This window comes from Paracoccus sp. MA (assembly GCF_020990385.1).
Taxonomy (GTDB): domain Bacteria; phylum Pseudomonadota; class Alphaproteobacteria; order Rhodobacterales; family Rhodobacteraceae; genus Paracoccus.
On record NZ_CP087598.1, the window covers coordinates 2,077,045 to 2,093,621 of the forward strand.

General features: G+C 69.0%; 17 protein-coding genes. 7 read left to right on the plus strand and 10 right to left on the minus strand.

The window, feature by feature from the left end; genetic code table 11:
• Positions 1–212: 212 nt before the first annotated feature.
• The 6 genes from topA to LOS78_RS17400 form a co-directional block, all read right to left on the minus strand.
• A complete protein-coding gene (gene topA / locus LOS78_RS17375; protein WP_230377613.1) occupies positions 213–2,768 on the minus strand; it encodes a type I DNA topoisomerase in 2,556 nt (851 codons plus the stop codon).
• Between the two features lie 123 nt (positions 2,769–2,891).
• Positions 2,892–3,728 (minus strand): ferredoxin--NADP reductase, encoded by an 837-nt coding sequence (locus LOS78_RS17380; RefSeq protein ID WP_230377614.1) that lies wholly within the window; start codon positions 3,726–3,728, stop codon positions 2,892–2,894.
• 53 nt (positions 3,729–3,781) lie between these two features.
• Positions 3,782–4,153 (minus strand): DUF934 domain-containing protein, encoded by a 372-nt coding sequence (locus tag LOS78_RS17385; protein WP_028713420.1) that lies wholly within the window; start codon positions 4,151–4,153, stop codon positions 3,782–3,784.
• Positions 4,150–4,881 (minus strand): phosphoadenylyl-sulfate reductase, encoded by a 732-nt coding sequence (locus LOS78_RS17390; protein WP_028713419.1) that lies wholly within the window; start codon positions 4,879–4,881, stop codon positions 4,150–4,152. The genes LOS78_RS17385 and LOS78_RS17390 overlap by 4 nt, the downstream gene beginning before the upstream one ends.
• Positions 4,874–6,529, minus strand: coding sequence for a nitrite/sulfite reductase (locus LOS78_RS17395; protein ID WP_230377615.1), 1,656 nt, complete (start codon positions 6,527–6,529; stop codon positions 4,874–4,876). The genes LOS78_RS17390 and LOS78_RS17395 overlap by 8 nt, the downstream gene beginning before the upstream one ends.
• Positions 6,522–6,866 (minus strand): DUF2849 domain-containing protein, encoded by a 345-nt coding sequence (locus LOS78_RS17400; RefSeq protein ID WP_028713417.1) that lies wholly within the window; start codon positions 6,864–6,866, stop codon positions 6,522–6,524. The genes LOS78_RS17395 and LOS78_RS17400 overlap by 8 nt, the downstream gene beginning before the upstream one ends.
• Before the next feature lie 121 nt (positions 6,867–6,987).
• On the opposite strand from LOS78_RS17400, the gene LOS78_RS17405 reads away from it, so the two are divergent.
• Positions 6,988–7,470, plus strand: a complete 483-nt coding sequence (locus LOS78_RS17405) for an Lrp/AsnC family transcriptional regulator (RefSeq protein WP_028713416.1) — start codon at positions 6,988–6,990, stop codon at positions 7,468–7,470.
• Between the two features lie 49 nt (positions 7,471–7,519).
• Here the strand turns inward: LOS78_RS17405 and LOS78_RS17410 are convergent, their stop codons facing one another.
• From LOS78_RS17410 to def, 4 genes are all read right to left on the minus strand, one after another.
• The gene (locus LOS78_RS17410) at positions 7,520–8,623 is read right to left on the minus strand and encodes a pyridoxal phosphate-dependent aminotransferase (RefSeq protein WP_230377616.1); all 1,104 of its coding nucleotides are present in this window, start codon (positions 8,621–8,623) and stop codon (positions 7,520–7,522) included.
• A gap of 177 nt (positions 8,624–8,800) precedes the next feature.
• Positions 8,801–8,998: a hypothetical protein gene (locus LOS78_RS17415; protein ID WP_230377617.1), complete on the minus strand. Its 198-nt coding sequence runs from the start codon at positions 8,996–8,998 to the stop codon at positions 8,801–8,803.
• Positions 8,999–9,052: 54 nt separating this feature from the next.
• Positions 9,053–9,610: a peptide deformylase gene (locus LOS78_RS17420; protein ID WP_028713413.1), complete on the minus strand. Its 558-nt coding sequence runs from the start codon at positions 9,608–9,610 to the stop codon at positions 9,053–9,055.
• Positions 9,603–10,124, minus strand: coding sequence for a peptide deformylase (gene def, locus LOS78_RS17425; RefSeq protein ID WP_230377618.1), 522 nt, complete (start codon positions 10,122–10,124; stop codon positions 9,603–9,605). The genes LOS78_RS17420 and def overlap by 8 nt, the downstream gene beginning before the upstream one ends.
• A 77-nt stretch (positions 10,125–10,201) precedes the next feature.
• On the opposite strand from def, the gene LOS78_RS17430 reads away from it, so the two are divergent.
• From LOS78_RS17430 to LOS78_RS17455, 6 genes are all read left to right on the plus strand, one after another.
• Complete coding sequence (locus LOS78_RS17430) at positions 10,202–11,386, plus strand: MalY/PatB family protein (RefSeq protein ID WP_230377619.1); 1,185 nt, start codon at positions 10,202–10,204, stop codon at positions 11,384–11,386.
• Positions 11,383–12,033 carry a murein L,D-transpeptidase family protein gene (locus LOS78_RS17435; protein ID WP_028713410.1) on the plus strand — a complete coding sequence of 217 codons (651 nt, stop codon included), beginning with the start codon at positions 11,383–11,385 and terminating at the stop codon, positions 12,031–12,033. Before LOS78_RS17430 ends, LOS78_RS17435 begins: the two co-directional genes overlap by 4 nt.
• Positions 12,034–12,090: 57 nt before the next feature.
• Positions 12,091–13,467, plus strand: coding sequence for an MATE family efflux transporter (locus LOS78_RS17440; RefSeq protein ID WP_230377620.1), 1,377 nt, complete (start codon positions 12,091–12,093; stop codon positions 13,465–13,467).
• A gap of 31 nt (positions 13,468–13,498) precedes the next feature.
• Positions 13,499–13,735, plus strand: a complete 237-nt coding sequence (locus LOS78_RS17445) for an Lrp/AsnC ligand binding domain-containing protein (protein WP_028713408.1) — start codon at positions 13,499–13,501, stop codon at positions 13,733–13,735.
• Positions 13,736–14,056: 321 nt separating this feature from the next.
• Positions 14,057–15,694: an alpha/beta-hydrolase family protein gene (locus LOS78_RS17450; protein ID WP_230377621.1), complete on the plus strand. Its 1,638-nt coding sequence runs from the start codon at positions 14,057–14,059 to the stop codon at positions 15,692–15,694.
• A complete protein-coding gene (locus LOS78_RS17455) occupies positions 15,679–16,557 on the plus strand; it encodes a dienelactone hydrolase family protein (RefSeq protein ID WP_230377622.1) in 879 nt (292 codons plus the stop codon). The genes LOS78_RS17450 and LOS78_RS17455 overlap by 16 nt, the downstream gene beginning before the upstream one ends.
• The last annotated feature ends 20 nt before the right edge of the window (positions 16,558–16,577 follow it).

Here is a 16,577-nt window from a genome sequence, read left to right on the forward strand (position 1 = left end):
TCCTTCACGGCGCCCTCCGCTCAACCCTTGCGGGTCGAGCCTAGCAGCAGAACGGCTCGGATCAAAAAGCCAAAACTGCGGCGATGCGCCCGCGTCCAGGCCGCGTCATGAGTATTTGTGAAACGGTGAAGCGCCGTGCAGCATCCGATTTCCAGCGCAACCGCATGTTTCACCGTTTTTCAAATACTCAGAGTCCGAGGCGAAGCGGGCGCTTACCCGGCCTTCTTCGCCTTGGCAGCCGCAGGCTTCCTTGCGGCGGTCTTTTTTTCGGCCGGCTTCTTGGCGGCAGCCTTCTTTGCCGGCTTCTTGCCCGATTTCGCGGCCTTCTCGGCGATCAGTTCCAGGGCCCGCTCCAGCGTGACCGCGCCGGGCTCCAGGTCGCGGGGCAGCGTCGCATTGACCTTGCCCCATTTGACGTAAGGCCCATAGCGGCCGCTCATCACCTGCACCGGCCCGCCCTCGGGATGCTCGCCCAGTTCCGCCAGCGGCGCGGCGGCGGCCGCCCTGCCCCGCACCTGTTTCGCGGCCAACACCTCGACGGCGCGATTCATGCCGATGGTGAAGACCTCGTCGACCTCCGGCAGGTTGGCGTATTTCGCGCCATGCTTCACATAGGGGCCGTAGCGGCCGATGCCGGCCTCGACCGGGACGCCGTCCTCGGGATGCGGGCCGATCTCGCGCGGCAGGGCCAGCAGGGCCAGCGCCCGCTCCAGGTCCACAGAGGCCAGATCCCAGCCCTTGGGGATCGAGGCGCGCGGCGGCTTCGGCTGTTCGGCCGTCGCCTCGCCGCGCTGGACATAAGGCCCGAAGCGGCCGTTCTTCAGGCTGATCTCGTCACCCTTGTCCACGCCCAGCACGGTGTCGCCCACCACCTCGGCATCGGGCGAGGAAATCGGCCGGGTGAAGCGGCAATCGGGGTAGTTCGAGCAGCCGATGAAGGCCCCACCCGAGCGCGCCGTCTTCAGATGCAGCCGGCCCTTGTGGCAGAGCGGGCATTCGCGCGGATCGCCGCCATCGGCGCGCGGCGGATAGAGATGCGGTGCCAGCGCGTCGTCGATCGCCTCGAGCACCTCGGTGATGCGCAGCTCGCTGGTGCCCTCCAGCGCGGCGGTGAAGTCCCGCCAGAAGCGGCGCAGCACCTCGCGATAGGCGCGCTCGCCCGAGGAGATGTCGTCGAGCTCCCCCTCCAGATTGGCGGTGAAATCGTAGCTGACATAGCGCGGGAAGTATTTCTGCAGGAAGATGGTGACCAGCCTGCCCTTGTCCTCGGGGATCAGGCGGTTCTGCTCCTTGCGGACATAGTCGCGATCCTGGATCGTGCCGATGATCGAGGCATAGGTCGAGGGCCGGCCGATCCCCAACTCCTCCATGCGCTTGACCAGCGTCGCCTCGGTATAGCGCGGCGGCGGCTGGGTGAAATGCTGCTCGGGGGTGACCCCGCGCTTCTCGGCCGCCTCGCCCTCGTGGATCAGCGGCAGGCGGCGGCCGTCCTCGTCCTCCTCGTCGTCGCGGCCCTGGTCGTAGACCCGCAGGAAGCCGTCGAACAGCATCACCTGGCCGTTGGCGCGCAGGCCCACCTGGCCGTCGGCCGAGGCAAGCTCGACCGTGGTGCGCTCCATCCGGGCCGATTCCATCTGGCTGGCCAGGGTCCGCTTCCAGATCAGGTCGTAAAGCGCCTTCTGGTCCTTGTCGGCGACCGGCAGCCGGTCCGGCGACAGCATCATGTCGGTCGGCCGGATGCATTCATGGGCTTCCTGCGCGTTCTTCGCCTTGTTCTTGTACATGCGCGGCGACTTGGGGAGGTATTCCGCCCCGAACCGCGCCTTGATCGCGTCGCGGGCGGCCATCACCGCCTCGGGGGCCATGTCGATGCCGTCGGTCCGCATATAGGTGATGTAGCCCGCCTCGTAGAGCCGCTGCGCCGCCGACATGCAGGCCCGCGCGCCAAGGCCCAGCTTGCGGCTGGCCTCCTGCTGCAGGGTCGAGGTCATGAAGGGCGGCCAGGGATTGCGGCTGGCGGGCTTGGCGGCGACGCTGGCAACGCTCAGGTCCCGCGAGGTGATCGCGGCCACGGCCAGCTTCGCCTGCTCCTCGGTGGCGATGTCGAAGCGTTCCAGCTTCTTGCCGCCGAACACGGTCATGGTCGCGTCGTATTCGTCGCCGCGCGGCGTCGCCAGCCGGGCATGGACCGACCAGTATTCGCGGGCCTTGAAGGCCTCGATCTCCATCTCGCGGTCAACGATGATGCGCAGGGCGACCGACTGCACCCGGCCCGCCGACTTGGCGCCCGGCAGCTTGCGCCACAGGACCGGCGACAGGTTGAAGCCGACCAGATAATCCAGCGCCCGGCGCGCCAGATAGGCATCGACCAGCGGCTGGTCGATCTGGCGGGGCCTGGCCATCGCCTCGGTCACGGCATTCTTTGTGATGGCGTTGAAGGTGACGCGGCTGACCTCGGCGCCCTTCTTCAGCGCCGGCGCCAGCGTCTCCAGCAGATGCCACGAGATTGCCTCGCCCTCGCGGTCGGGGTCGGTGGCCAGGATCAGCTTCGGATCCGCGGCCAGCGCATCCTTGATCGCCTTGACATGCTTCCTGGATTCCGAGGCGACTTCCCATTTCATGGCGAAATCCGCCTCGGGATCGACGCTGCCATCCTTGGGCGGCAGGTCCCGCACATGCCCGAACGAGGCCAGAACCGTATAGTCGTCGCCCAGGTATTTGTTGATCGTTTTGGCCTTGGCCGGGGATTCAACGACGACGACGGGCATGAAAATTCCTTCGCATGATTCGGCGCCGGAACATGGGCACAGCCCGGCGGACTGTCAACGCCGGGCTTCTTTCTTGTCCAAATATCCTGCGGGGTCCGGGGGCGCAAAGCCCCCGGCGGCGGCTCAGATCCCGTCGCCGACAAAGGCCTTTTCGACCACGAATTCCTTGGGATCGCTGTTGGCACCCTCGCGCAGGCCGAAACCTTCCAGCACCGCCTTCACATCGGTGTTGAAGGCCAGGCTGCCGCAGATCATGGCGCGGTCATTTGCCGCATCCATGGGCGGCAGGCCCAGATCCCGGAACACCTTGCCCGAGCTCAGGTTGTCGGTGATCCGGCCCATGAAGGGCGATTCCTCGCGCGTCGTGGTCGGGTAATAAAGCAGCCGGCTGGCGAATTCCTCGCCATAAAGCTCGCCCAGCAGCGGGTCGTGGCGCAGGTTCTCGACCAGTTCGCGGCCATAGGCCAGCTCGTCGGCGGTGCGGCAGGTATGCATCATGATGACCTGCTCGAAACGCTCATAGCTCTCGGGCTCGCGCATCAGGCTGGCGAAGGGCGCGATGCCGGTGCCGGTGGCCAGGAACCACAGGCGCTTGCCGGGCAGAAGCGCGTCCAGCACCAGCGTGCCCACCGGCTTCGGGCGCAGGATGATCTCGTCGCCCGGCCGGATGTTCTGCAGCTTCGAGGTCAGAGGCCCGTCCGGCACCTTGATCGAATAGAATTCCAGCTCGTCGTCCCAGGCCGGCGAGGCGATGGAATAGGCGCGCAGGATCGGCTTGCCGTTGTCGCCGGGCAGGCCGATCATCACGAACTCGCCCGAACGGAACCGCAGGCTGGCCGGGCGCGTCACCCGGAACGAGAACAGCCGGTCGTTCCAGTGCCGGACCGAGGTCACGGTCTGCGCGTCGGGCAGGGTCTTGGCGGGTTTGGCGGCGAGGTCCACGGAGAGATCCAGTGTCATTTCGGGGTCCCGGTTTATCTAATGCATGGGAAGGCGGGGCGAAACCCCGGGTGTCAGCCGGCCAGACGCGACCGATGGTCCCAGTCCTGCCAGTCGGCGCGATAGAGCCATTGCTCCTGCGGCTGGCGCGCGGCCAGCGCGGCGGGGATCTGCACCTCGTCGAAGCCGACGCGGCGGGCCATGGCATATTGGTCCGAGATCAGCCCGCCCACGGCGCGCAGCCGCCCCCGATAGCCCTTTTCGCGCAGCAGGCGGGCCAGGGTAAAGCCGCGACCGTCGGTCATGGCCGGAAAGTCGATGGCGATCAGCGGCTGCTCCAGATAGCCGTCCAGCGCCGCCGGATCGGTATCCGGGGCCAGCACCACCGGCTCGGCCCCGTCATGGGGGTGAAAGCCGTCATCGCGGACCAGAAAGAAATCGCTCATGCATTCGCTCCCGTGCGGACCATCTTGCCGCCGATGAAATGGATGCCGCATTCGGTCTTGTTGCTGCCACGCCAGCGGCCGGCGCGCGGGTCCTCGCCCGGCTTGATCGGCGAGGTGCAGGGCGCGCAGCCGATCGAGGCATAGCCCTTGGCGACCAGGGGGTGACGCGGCAGGTTGTTCTCAGCCATGTAGTCCTGAACGTCCTGCGGACGCCAATGCGCCAGCGGGTTGATGCGCAAGCGCGAGGGCGGCTCGGATTCGAAGAATTCCAGCTGCTGGCGCTCGCCGCCCTGGAACCGCTTGCGGCCGGTGATCCAGGCGTCGAATTTCGACAGCTCGCGCTCCAGGGGAATGGTCTTGCGGAAATCGCAGCAGGCGTCGGTGTTGAACTGGTGCAGCGTGCCGTCCGGGTCGTTCAGCGCCACCTCGCGTTCGCTGGCGCGGATCACCCGGACGTCGGTCAGCCCCAGCTTCTGCGTGACCTCGACCTGGTAATCCAGCGTCTCCTGGAACAGCATCATCGTGTCGATGAACAGCACCGGCGTCCCCGGGGCCACCACCGAGACCATGTGCAACAGCACCACCGATTCCGCCCCGAAGCTCGAAACCAGCGTGGTCGAGCCCAGGTCGGGGTCGCGCAGGGCACGCCGCAGCACCTCGGTCGCGGCGTGATGGCGATAGCGGTCGTTCAGCCGCGCCGCGCGGGCATCCAGCGTCTGATCAAGCATCGGCCGGATACAGCGCCGCCTTGAACGGAGCCACCCCCACACGGCGATAGGTGTCGATGAAACGCTCCTCGGGCGTGGCGCGCAGCTCCAGATAGGCGTTGATAACGCGGTCGATGGCCGGCACCACCTCTTCGGCCGGGAAGCCGGCGCCGGCGCGCTGGCCGATGGCCGGGATGTCGTAGCCGTCGCCGCCCAGCGTGATCTGGTAGTTCTCGACCCCGGCGCGGTCGAGGCCGAGGATGCCGATATGGCCCAGGTGGTGATGGCCGCAGGCGTTGATGCAGCCCGAGATGCGGATGTTGAACTTGCCGATCTCTTCCTCCAGGCCGCGGGCGCGGAAATGCGCCGCGATGTCCTGCGCGATCGGGATCGAGCGGGCGGTGGCCAGGGTGCAGTAATCCATGCCGGGGCAGGCGACGATGTCGCTGATCAGCCCGGCATTGGCCGTCGCCAGCCCCGCCGCCTTCAGCTCCTGGTAAAGCGCGAACAGGTCGGACTTGTGGACATGCGGCAGCACCACGTTCTGCTCGTGGCTGATGCGCAAGTCGTGATGGCCGTAGCGTTCGGCCAGATCGGCCAGCAGGCGCATCTGCTCGGCCGAGGCATCGCCCGGCGTCTGGCCCGGCGCCTTGAAGGTCACGGTGACGCTGGCATAGCCGGGCGTCTTGTGGGCCGAGAGGTTGGTGTCGGTCCAGCTGCGGAAGGCGGCATTCGCGGCGCGGCGCTCTTCGTAATCGCCCTCGGGCTCGTTGCGGAAGGCCGGCGGAGCATAGAGGTTCTTCAGCGCGGCCAGCAGGTCCTGGTCGGTGCCGGTGAAAGTCTCGCGGCGGCGCTGGAACTCGGCCTCGATCTCCTCGCGCATCACCTCGAGGCCGCGCTCGGCCACGGTGATCTTGATGCGGGCCTTGTACTTGTTGTCGCGGCGGCCCGAAAGGTTGTAGGCGGCGATGATCGCCTCGACATAGGGCAGCAGATCGGCCTCGGGCAGGTATTCGCGCACCACCTGGCCCAGCAGCGGCGTGCGGCCCAGGCCGCCGCCGATCCAGACCTGATAGCCCAGCTCGCCCTTGTCGTTCCTGACCAGCCGCAGCCCGATGTCATGCGCGGCGATCACGGCGCGGTCCTTCTTGCCGCCCGAGACGGCGATCTTGAACTTGCGCGGCAGGAACTGGAACTCGGCATGGTCGGTGGACCATTGCCGCAGCAGTTCGGCATAGGGGCGCGGGTCCGTCACCTCGTCGGCGGCGGCGCCGGCAAAGGCATCGGTGGTCACGTTGCGGATCGTGTTGCCCGAGGTCTGGATGGCGTGCAGCCCGACATCGGCCAGCGCGTCCAGCATGTCCGGGATATCGACCAGCTTCGGCCAGTTGAACTGGATGTTCTGCCGCGTCGTCCAGTGGCCGTAGCCCTTGTCCCATTTCTCGGCCAGCAGCGCCAGGGTGCGCATCTGGTCGGGGCTGATGGTGCCGTAGGGAATCGCCACGCGCAGCATGTAGGCGTGCAGCTGCAGATAGACGCCGTTCATCAGCCGCAGCGGCCGGAACTCGTCCTCGGTCAGGCTGCCGTTCAGCCGGCGCTCGACCTGCTGGCGGAACTGCTGGGCGCGGTGGCGGAGATATTCGTTATGCTGGGGACGCGCATCAAACATTGCTGGCCTCGAGTTCGGACTGGGCGAATTCGGCTTGCTTGCCATGGAAGTAGTTGGAGGGCCCGCGGCGGCGGAACGCCTCGCGGAAATGCGTGGGCTCGGGGCGGCCGTCGGGACCGCGGCGGGCCTCGGCCAGATAGGGGCCGACGACGACGTCCGACTGGCCGACGGCTTCGAGCAGCGCCAGCTCGGCGATGGCCTCGTCCTCGAAAAGCTCGGCCTCGCGCGGGTCGGCCGTCCAGCCGCCGTCACGCATCCACACGCAATGGCCCATGCGCAGGTCATTCGCGGTGATGACGGCGGGGGTCGCGGGGGATGGGGTGAAGCCTTTGGACATGGCTGTGCCTTTCGTTTTCTCTGGCGTATATATAGAAAAAAATCCCCCATATTGACGAGTGGGGCGGGAAAATAAGAAACATCTTCGCATGTCCGCCCGGCAGGAAGGATCAGGTTTCACGATGAGCGACGACAGACAAACACCCATCCGGCTGGACGACACGGACCGCAAAATCCTGTCCCTGCTGCAAGAGGACGCGACGCTGTCGCTGGACGACATCGCGGCCCGAGTCGGCGCCTCGAAGACCCCGGTCTGGAACCGGATTCGCAAGCTGCGCGAGGCGGGGGTGATCCGCGGCCAGGTGGCCTTGCTGGACCCCGATTCCCTGGGACTGGACGCCTGCTTCTTCGTGCTGATCCGCACCAGCGAGCACGACCCGGACTGGGCGCGGCGCTTCCTGGCCGCCGTGCGCGCCCGGCCCGAGGTGATCGAGGCGCACCGGCTGGCCGGCGACATCGACTATATCCTGAAGGTGCGGGTGCGCAACGCGCGGGCCTATGACCGCTTCTATCAGGCGCTGATCTCGGAGGTGCGGATCCACAACGTCACCGCGCTTCTGTCGATGGAGGAGCTGAAGGCGACCACGGCGCTGCCCTTGGACTGACCTGCGCCCGCGGCGCGGCCGCATGGGTATTTGGACAACGAAGAAGCGGTCAGGCCAGCGCCTTGAGTGCGCGGGGCAGCGCCTCGGCCAGGACGGCGAGTTCCGGTTCGGGCGCGCAGGAGACGCGGATGCAGCGGTCCAGCGGCGCGACGCCCGGCATGCGCACGAAGACGCCCTGCCCGGCCAGCGCCTCAAGCAGGGCGCGGGCGAAGGCACCGTCGCGATGCGTGTCGAGGGCGACGAAATTCGTCGCCGAAGGCAGGGCGGTCAGCCCGTTCGATTGCGCGATGGCAGCGATGCGGTCGCGGGCGGCGGCGACCTCGGCGCGGACATGCGCCAGCCAGTCCGCATCCTCCAGCGCCGCCAGCGCGCCGATCTGCGCCGTGCGGTTCATGCCGAAATGGTTGCGGATGCGGTCGAAGCCGGCGATCAGCTCGGCCGGGCCGATGGCATAGCCCACCCGCGCGCCCGCCATGGCATAGGCCTTGGAGAAAGTGCGGAAGCGGATCACCCGCGCGTCCTCGGGATCGATGCGCGGGATCGCCTCCGCCGGGGCGAATTCGGCATAGGCCTCGTCCAGCACCAGCAGGCCGGTTTCGGGCAGCTCGTCCAGCATGACCTCGATCCGGGAACCGGGATGCCAGCTGCCCATGGGATTGTCGGGATTCGCAAGATAGACCAGCCGGGCGCCATGGCGATGCGCGGCGGCGGCCAGCGCCTCGGGGTCCTCGGCATCCTTGCGATAGGGCACCTTCACCAGCCGGCCACCGAAGCCCGCGACATGGTAGTTGAAGGTCGGATAGGCCCCGTCCGAGGTCACCACCACCTCGCCCGGCGCCAGCATCAGCCGCACCAGCAGGCCAAGAAGCCCGTCGATCCCCTCTCCCACCATGACGTTTTCGGGTGCCGCCCCGTGCCGCGCCGCCAGCGCATGGCGCAGGTCGTGGCTGTCCGGGTCGCCGTATTTCCAGATCTCGGCCGATGCCCGGGCCATGGCCTCGACCGCCTTGGGCGAGGGGCCGAAGCCGTTCTCATTGGCGCCCAGCCGGGCGCGGAACGGCGCGCCGCGGCGGCGCTCCAGCGTCTCGGGGCCGGTGAAGGGGACCGTCGCGGGCAGCGCGGCGGCGATGGGGGCAAAGCGGAACCGGGTCATGCCGCCACAGAAACCGCAATCCCGCGCGGCGCGCAAGGGCGCGCGTCCCGATGGCCTGGCCGCCCGGCGCAGCGCCTCGCCGCATCCGGCCGCCGGCAAAGCCCGATCGGCCCCCGCCTGCTGGGCCCGGCATCGTCCTGCGCAATCGGCAGCCCGGCAGAGATGCGATCTGCCGGGTCAAGGAGGCGAGTGCAGGTAGATCCGCCCCGGACTGTCCGCCCGCCGCGAATCGCGCCGGACATGGATGCCGGTGCCCTGGCCATAGGCCAGCCATTCGTCGCGGGGCTGTTCGTGCCGCCGTCCATGGGCGCGCCTCGACCGCCGGCCGAGCCACAGGCCGAGGAGAAAGCAGAGGATTTCGGGCAGCAGGGACAAGCGGCGACTCCGGCGATTTCGCCCCCGGTCTAGCGCGAAATGGCTAAGGCCGGCTTAACGCGCGGCGAACTCTTCCCCGCCGTCCAGCGCGTCGAGGATCAGCCGGCCGTCGAGATGGTCGGCCTCGTGCTGGGCGATGCGGGCCTCGATGCCGTTCAGGGTCAGCAATTGCAGCGCCCCGCTCATGTCGAAGCAACGCATCGAGATCGTGACCGGCCGCGTCACCGCCATCGGCCGGCCGGGGATCGAGAGGCAGGCTTCCTCCATGGTCGCGACCTCGCCGCCCAGCGGGGCGATCTCGGGGTCCATGACCACGCGGGGCAAGGGCGCGCCCTCCTTCCAGCCGTGATCCATGACGAAGATGCGCCAGCCTTCGCCGATCTGCGGCGCGGCGAGGCCGCGGCCGCCGGCGTCGTACATGGTCGCCAGCAGGTCGGCGGCCAGTTGCGAGACCTGGTCCCAGCCGAGCCGGCCGACCGGATCGCAGAGGCGGCGCAGCGCCGGGTCGGGATGAAGCAGGATCGGGCGGATGCGCCCGCGAGCGGCCAGCGCGGCGGGGTCGGGCCCCCCGGACGCCTGCGCGGCGTCCTGGCCCGACAGGGGCTCAGGCACGGTTCCGCTCGCGCTTCAGCTTGACCATCTTGCGGGTGATCATCTGGCGCTTGATCGGGCTCAGGTAGTCGATGAACAGCTTGCCGTCGAGGTGGTCGATCTCGTGCTGGGCGCAGGTGGCCCAGAGCCCCTCGAACTCGCGCTCATGCGTCTTGCCGTCGAGGCCGAGCCAGCGCACCCGGACCTGGGCCGGGCGGGTCACGTCGGCATATTGGTCGGGGATCGACAGGCAGCCCTCCTCATAGGTGTTCAGCGCCTCGGACGTCCAGGTCACTTCGGGGTTGACCATGACGACGGGGTTGCGCGGCGCCTCGGGGTCCTTTTCGCAATCCATGACATAAAGCCGCGACAGCACGCCGATCTGCGGCGCGGCCAGGCCCACGCCCGGCGCGTCATACATGGTGGCCAGCATGTCGGCGGCCAGGGTCTCGATCTCGGGGGTGATCCGGGCCACGGGCTCGCAGGGCTTCTTCAGCCGCGGATCGGGGTGGAGGATGATGCTGCGCAAGGTCATGACCGTGATCTAGGGCAAGCCTTGGCCTTGCGCAACAAGCCGCTATGCTGCACGGCGACGGAAAACGAGGGGAAACCATGGCCCAGCCCGATTTCGACGAAATCATCGACCGCACCGGCACCGCCTGTTCCAAATGGGACGACATGCAGGCGATCTACGGCGTCTCGCCCCAGGACGGGATCGCGATGTGGGTCGCAGACATGGATTTCCGCCCGCCGGCCTCGGTGCAGCGCGCGGTCGAGGCGATGGCGGCGCATGGCGTCTATGGCTATCCCGGCGCCAACCCGGCCTATGTCGAGGCGATCCGCTGGTGGATGGAGACGCGCCACGGCTGGCAAGTGCAGCCGGAATGGATCCTCTCGGCGCACGGGCTGGTCAACGGCACGGCGGTCTGCGTCGATGCCTTCACCCGGCCGGACGACCGGGTGATCATCATGACCCCGGTCTATCACGCCTTCGCCCGGGTGATCCGCGCGTCGGGCCGCGAGGTGGCCGAGTTCCCGCTGGCCATCCATGACGGGCAGTATCGCATGGACTGGGAGGGCTGGCAGAAGCTGCTGACCGGGCGCGAGCGGATGCTGATCCTGTGCTCGCCCCACAATCCCGGCGGCAGGGTCTGGAGCGCCGAGGAATTGCGTCAGGTCGCCGATTTCTGCGCCGCCCATGACCTGATCCTGGTCTCGGACGAGATCCACCACGACCTGGTCCTGCCCGGCAGCCCGCGCCATTCGGTGCTGGCGACCGTCGCGCCCGAGGCCGCGCCGCGGCTGGTGACGCTGACCGCCGCCACCAAGACCTTCAACATCGCCGGCGCCCATATCGGCAACATGATCGTGGGCGACGAGGGGCTGCGCAAGCGCCTGCAAACCCGGCTGATGGCCCTGGGCATCTCGCCCGGGCTGTTCGGGCCGGGCATGGTCGCCGCCGCCTATTCGCCCGAGGGCGCGGCCTGGGTCGATGCGCTGACCGGCTATCTGGACGGCAACCGGCGGCTGTTCGACGACGGCGTGAACGCCATTCCCGGCCTGCGCTCGATGCCCTTGCAGGCAACCTATCTCGCCTGGGTCGATTTCTCGGGCACCGGCATGGAACGGGCCGAGTTCACCCGCCGCGTCGAGCAGGGCGCCCGCATCGCCGCGAACCACGGCGGCAGTTTCGGCACCGGGGGCGAGGACTTCCTGCGCTTCAACCTCGCCACGCCGCGCGCCCGGGTGGCCGAGGCCGTGGCGCGGCTGCAAGAGGCGTTCCGCGACCTGCAATGAAGCGGCTGGGCGGGATCTTCTCGGCGTTGTGCCTGGCGGCGGTGCTCTGGGGGCTGTGGCTGATCTGGGCGCCGCAGCCCGCGCCGCAGCCGCAGCCCCAGCCGCCGGCGGCGGGCTGGCACTGGCCGGGCTTGCCCGATCTGCGCCTGCCCGAGTTCCGGCTGCCGCGCATCACCCTGCCGCCGGTCTTCCAGCGCCCGCCGACAATGCCGGAGGCACCCATCGCCTCGCCCGTCCGGCGCATCCTGGTCGAGAAATCCGCCCGGCGCATGACCGTCTGGCAGGAAAGCGGCCCACCCCGGACCTTCCGCATCGCCTTGGGTTTCGCGCCCGAGGGCGACAAGAGCCGCGAGGGCGACGGCCGCACGCCCGAGGGCATCTTCCGCATCGACCGGCTGAACCGGCAAAGCGCCTATCACCTGTCGCTGGGCATCGACTATCCGCAGGCCCGCCACCGCGAGGCGGCGCGCCGGCTGGGCGTCAGCCCGGGCGGCGACATCATGATCCACGGCCAGCCGAACCAGATCCCCGACGGCTTTCGCGTCAAGGGCGACTGGACCGCCGGCTGCATCGCCGTCGACAATGCCGAGATCGAGGAAATCTTCGCCCATGCCCGCATCGGCACCGAGGTCGAGATCCGGCCCTGAAACCTGCCCCGGCGTGACGGCTTGCCGCAGGCCCTGCCCAAGGATAAGGCAGGGCGCATGACGTTCAGCCGCTACGCCCCCCATCTCGGCGCGACCCTCGCGCTTGGACTGCCGCTCGTCGGCAGCCATCTGGCCCGCATGGCCATCCATGTCGCCGATACGGTGATGATGGGCTGGTATGGGGTGACGGAACTGGCGGCGCTGGTCATCGCCGTGTCCTTCTTCAACATCCTGTTCTTCCTGGGCATGGGTTTCGGCATCGGCGTCATGGGGGTGATCGCCGCCGCCATCGCGCGCAAGGACGAGGTCGAGGTGCGCCGCGCGGCGCGCATGGCGCTGTGGCTGTCGATTCTCTACGGCGTGCTGGTGCTGCCGGCGATGTGGTATTCCGAACCGATCCTGCTGGCCGTCGGCCAGGCGCCCGAGGTGGCCCTGCTGGCCCAGGACTATCTGCGCATCGAGGGCGTCGGGCTGATCGCGGTGCTGTGCCAGCTGACGCTGAACAGCTATCTCGCGGCGATGGAGCGCACGCAGGTGGTGCTGTGGATCACGCTGGCCGGGCTGCCGCTGGTGATCGTGCTGAACTGGGTGCTGATCTTCGGCAATCTGGGCGCGCCGGAGCTGGGGGTGCGCGGCGCGGCCATCGCCGCCGTGGCCGTGCAATATGCCGGGCTGCTGGCGATCGCCGCCTATGCGGCCTGGCTGCCGGTGGCGCGCAAGTATCACCTCTTCCAGCGGTTCTGGCGCCCGGACCGGGCCGCGATCCGGGCCGTGTTCCTGCTGGGCCTGCCCATCGGCCTGACCATGGTGGCCGAGGGCGGGCTGTTCGTCGGCTCGAACGTGATGATGGGCTGGATCGGCACGCGCGAGCTTGCCGCGCATGGCATCGCCCTGCAACTGGCCTCGCTGACCTTCATGCTGCATCTGGGCATGTCGAACGCCGCCACGGTGCGGGTCGGCCAGGCCAAGGGCCGGGGCGACGCCCTCTGGATGCGCGACGCGGGCGTGACGGTGACGGCGGTCTCGGTGGTGATCGCGCTGCTGGCCATGGCGGCCTTCGAGCTGTTCCCGCGCCAGCTGGTCGGGCTCTATCTGGACGCGGCCCATCCCGAGACCCCGGCGATCATCGAACTGGCCGCCGGGCTGCTGTTCTATGCCGGGCTGTTCCAGCTGATGGATGCGATGCAGGTGATCGGTCTCGGGCTGCTGCGCGGGGTGCAGGACACGCGCGTGCCCATGGTGATCGCGGCCATCAGCTATTGGCTGATCGGCATCCCGGTGGCCTACGGGCTGGCCTTCGTGGCCGGGATCGGCCCGGCCGGCCTGTGGCTGGGCCTGGTCGCCGGGCTGACCTTTGCCGCCGTGCTGCTGATGCGCCGCTTCTGGCGCGGGCTGGCGCGCGGGGACTGGACCCGCGCCGCGCGCCCGGTCTAGTCTGGCCGCGCCAGAGATCGAGAGGTTCGCCATGCGCCCGGTTTTCGTCCAGTTCCGCTGCTCGCCCGGCAAGACCTACGAGGTCGCCGATGCGATCTACGATCGCGAGATCGTCAGCGAGCTTTACTCGACCTCGGGCGATTACGACCTGCTGGCCAAGATCTACGTCCCCGAGGATCAGGATGTCGGGCATTACCTGTCCGAAAAGCTGTTCGACATCCCGCATATCGTGCGGACGCTGACCACGATCACCTTCAAGGCGTTCTAGCCCGGCCCCACCGGGCCCGCGGCCCGGAAAGCCTGCTCCCCGCGCGTGGTCCGGGCATCCGCCGAACGGGCGGGCAATGCCGCTCCCGCCCGCCCGCCGCCGCAGGCCGCCGCTGGCGGGCCGGCGCCGGGTTCGCGCCGATGACGCTGCGACGGGCTGCTGCGCGGCCTTTTCTTTGCCGCGGCAGCCGCTTAACCTCGGCCCGAACGGGCGGCGGCACGGCGCCTTCGCGAAATCCCCGCGTCCCGCGCCCGAAGTCCCGTTCCCGAAACCCGCCCGCCGCCCCCGGCGGGCCAAGCCCGAGAGACGGTCAGGCCAGTGATGTTTTCCGTGCTGCCCCTTCTTGCCGGCCTGCTGTTCTTTGCCGCCTCGCTCACGCCCTCGCTGATCCCGCGGGACTGGCTGATGCAGGGCGTGCTGGCCGGGGTCTCGATGGCGGCGGGCTATGTGATGACCCAGTTCCTGCTGGCGCTGTGGCGGGCGCTGGAGCTGCCGGTGCTGAAGGGCCGGCCGGCGCGCATCGCCCATGCGGTGCTGGCCGTGCCGGTGCTGGTGCTGCTGGGCCGCGGGGTGATCCTGTCGGGAGAATGGCAGAACAGCATCCGCGCCCGCATGGGCATGCCGGACCTGGAGGTGAACAACACCGCCAAGATGCTGGCCCTGGCCCTGGCGGTGTTCCTGGCGCTGTTCGTGATCGGCAAGGCGATCCAGGCGCTGTTCGACCTGCTGCGGCTGCGGCTGGCGCGCTATATCCCGGTGCGCAGCGCCAATGTGCTGGGCCTGCTGCTGGCGGCGCTGATCGTGGTGACGCTGACCCGCGACGGGGTGGTGAACGGGGCGATGCGCATCGCCGACAGTTCCTATGCCGCGGCCCAGCACCTGACCGACCCGAATGTCCCTCCGCCCGCCGAGCCGTGGCAGGCCGGCTCGGTCGCCTCCGGCATCGACTGGGAGCTGATGGGCAAGCCGGGGCGCGACTTCGTGCTGGGCGGGCCGCGCGCCCGCGCCATCTCGGGCTTCACCGGCCGGCCGGCGAAAGAGCCGCTGCGCATCTATGTCGGCCTGGCGCAGGACAAGGACCCGGAGGTGCGCGCCAAGGCGGCGCTGGACGAGATGCTGCGCGTGGGCGCCTTCGACCGCAAGGTGCTGGTTCTGGCCAGCCCCACGGGCACCGGCTGGATGGACCCGGCCAGCTATGACGCGCTGGAATACATGCATGGCGGCGACGTGGCGACGGTGGCGGTGCAATATTCCTATATGCAAAGCCCGCTGGCCCTGATCTTCGAGACCGAGGCCGGGCTCGACCAGACCACGGCATTGATGCGCGCGGTCTATGAACATTGGCGCCACCTGCCGGCGGACCGCCGGCCGCGCCTGTATCTGCACGGCATCTCGCTGGGCGCCTGGTCGTCCATGTATGCCTTCAACCCGTTCCAGATGATGAACGAGCCGGTCGCCGGCGCCTTCTGGGTCGGGCCGCCCTTCCCCTCGACGCTGTGGCGGCAGGCCAACGGCGCGCGCCAGCCCGGCAGCCGCTTCGTCCTGCCCGAGATGGATGAGGGCGAGGTGATCCGCTATGCCAGCCAATACGCGCCGCCCGACCGTTCGGGCCGGCCCTGGGGGCGGCTGCGCATCCTGTTTCTGCAATATGCCAGCGATCCGATCGTGTTCTACGATCCGGCCTCGCTGTGGCGGGCGCCGGAATGGATGCGCGAGGCGCCGGCGCCCGATATCTCGCCCCGGCTGCGCTTCACCCCGGTGGTGACGCAGCTGCAGCTGGCGGTGGACATGCTGGTCTCGACCTCGGCGCCGCCGGGCTTCGGCCATACCTATCACGCCCGCGACTATATCGACGGCTGGATCGCCGTCACCGCGCCCGAGGGCTGGTCGGCAGCCGATACCGAAAGGCTCAAGGCGATCTGCGGCCGGGACGGAAGGCTCGGATGCGCAAACGGCTGATCCTCGCGCTGGCGATGCTGGGGCTGGTGGCGCTGGCGCTGGGGCTGAACACGGCGCGCAACTATGCCGGCTGGCAGCCCGCGACCGAGACCCCGGCCGAGCGGCTGGCCCGGCTTGAGCCGCATTGGCGCATCCTGCGGCCCGAGGGTCCCGGCCCGCACCCCGCCGCGGTGCTGCTGTCGGGCTGCGACGGGGTGCATGACAACATGGATTATTGGGCGCGCCAATTCGTGGCCATGGGCCGGGCGGCGCTGATCCTCGACAGCCATGCGCCGCGGCTGCTGGACAAGGCGCAGGCCTGGCGCGCGCTCTGCGCCGGGCAGGTGCTGCCGGGGGCCGAACGCGCCGGAGACCTGGCCGTGGCGCTGGCGGCGCTGCGGCGGATGCCGGATATCGACGCCTCGGATGTGGCGCTGCTCGGCGCCTCGCATGGCGGCTGGACGGCGATGGAACTGCTGCGCGCAATCGGCGAGGACGAGCCGCCGCCCGGCCTGACCGCATGGCCCATCCCGCGCGACAGCCTGGCCGCGCAGCTTGGCCCGGTGGTGCTGCTTTACCCCTATTGCGGCCTCTTGAACGGCGCCGCAAAGGGGCCCTGGCCCGGCCATGTGCGGGGGCTGATGCTGCTGGCCGAGCTGGATTCGATCACCGATTCCGCCGATTGCCGCCGCATGGGCGAGGATCTGGTCGCCCGGGGCGCGCATCTGGCCGTCATCACCTATCCCGGCATCAATCACGGCTTCGACCAGCGCGAACGCTCGTCGCTCTCGCCGCTGGAATTCGACGCGCGGGCGCGGGCGCAGGCCACCCGCGACATCCGCGCCTTCATGCAGGGTTTTGCCGCGCCGGCGCCCGGGATATGAGGTCCCGACACAAGGAGGGC

Coding starts and splice junctions, on each gene's coding strand:
- topA (WP_230377613.1), bottom strand. CDS start 2,768: ATGCCCGTCGTCGTCGTTGAATCCCCGGCCAAGGCCAAAACGATCAAC.
- LOS78_RS17380 (WP_230377614.1), bottom strand. CDS start 3,728: ATGACACTGGATCTCTCCGTGGACCTCGCCGCCAAACCCGCCAAGACC.
- LOS78_RS17385 (WP_028713420.1), bottom strand. CDS start 4,153: ATGAGCGATTTCTTTCTGGTCCGCGATGACGGCTTTCACCCCCATGAC.
- LOS78_RS17390 (WP_028713419.1), bottom strand. CDS start 4,881: ATGCTTGATCAGACGCTGGATGCCCGCGCGGCGCGGCTGAACGACCGC.
- LOS78_RS17395 (WP_230377615.1), bottom strand. CDS start 6,529: ATGTTTGATGCGCGTCCCCAGCATAACGAATATCTCCGCCACCGCGCC.
- LOS78_RS17400 (WP_028713417.1), bottom strand. CDS start 6,866: ATGTCCAAAGGCTTCACCCCATCCCCCGCGACCCCCGCCGTCATCACC.
- LOS78_RS17405 (WP_028713416.1), top strand. CDS start 6,988: ATGAGCGACGACAGACAAACACCCATCCGGCTGGACGACACGGACCGC.
- LOS78_RS17410 (WP_230377616.1), bottom strand. CDS start 8,623: ATGACCCGGTTCCGCTTTGCCCCCATCGCCGCCGCGCTGCCCGCGACG.
- def (WP_230377618.1), bottom strand. CDS start 10,124: ATGACCTTGCGCAGCATCATCCTCCACCCCGATCCGCGGCTGAAGAAG.
- LOS78_RS17430 (WP_230377619.1), top strand. CDS start 10,202: ATGGCCCAGCCCGATTTCGACGAAATCATCGACCGCACCGGCACCGCC.
- LOS78_RS17435 (WP_028713410.1), top strand. CDS start 11,383: ATGAAGCGGCTGGGCGGGATCTTCTCGGCGTTGTGCCTGGCGGCGGTG.
- LOS78_RS17440 (WP_230377620.1), top strand. CDS start 12,091: ATGACGTTCAGCCGCTACGCCCCCCATCTCGGCGCGACCCTCGCGCTT.
- LOS78_RS17445 (WP_028713408.1), top strand. CDS start 13,499: ATGCGCCCGGTTTTCGTCCAGTTCCGCTGCTCGCCCGGCAAGACCTAC.
- LOS78_RS17450 (WP_230377621.1), top strand. CDS start 14,057: ATGTTTTCCGTGCTGCCCCTTCTTGCCGGCCTGCTGTTCTTTGCCGCC.
- LOS78_RS17455 (WP_230377622.1), top strand. CDS start 15,679: ATGCGCAAACGGCTGATCCTCGCGCTGGCGATGCTGGGGCTGGTGGCG.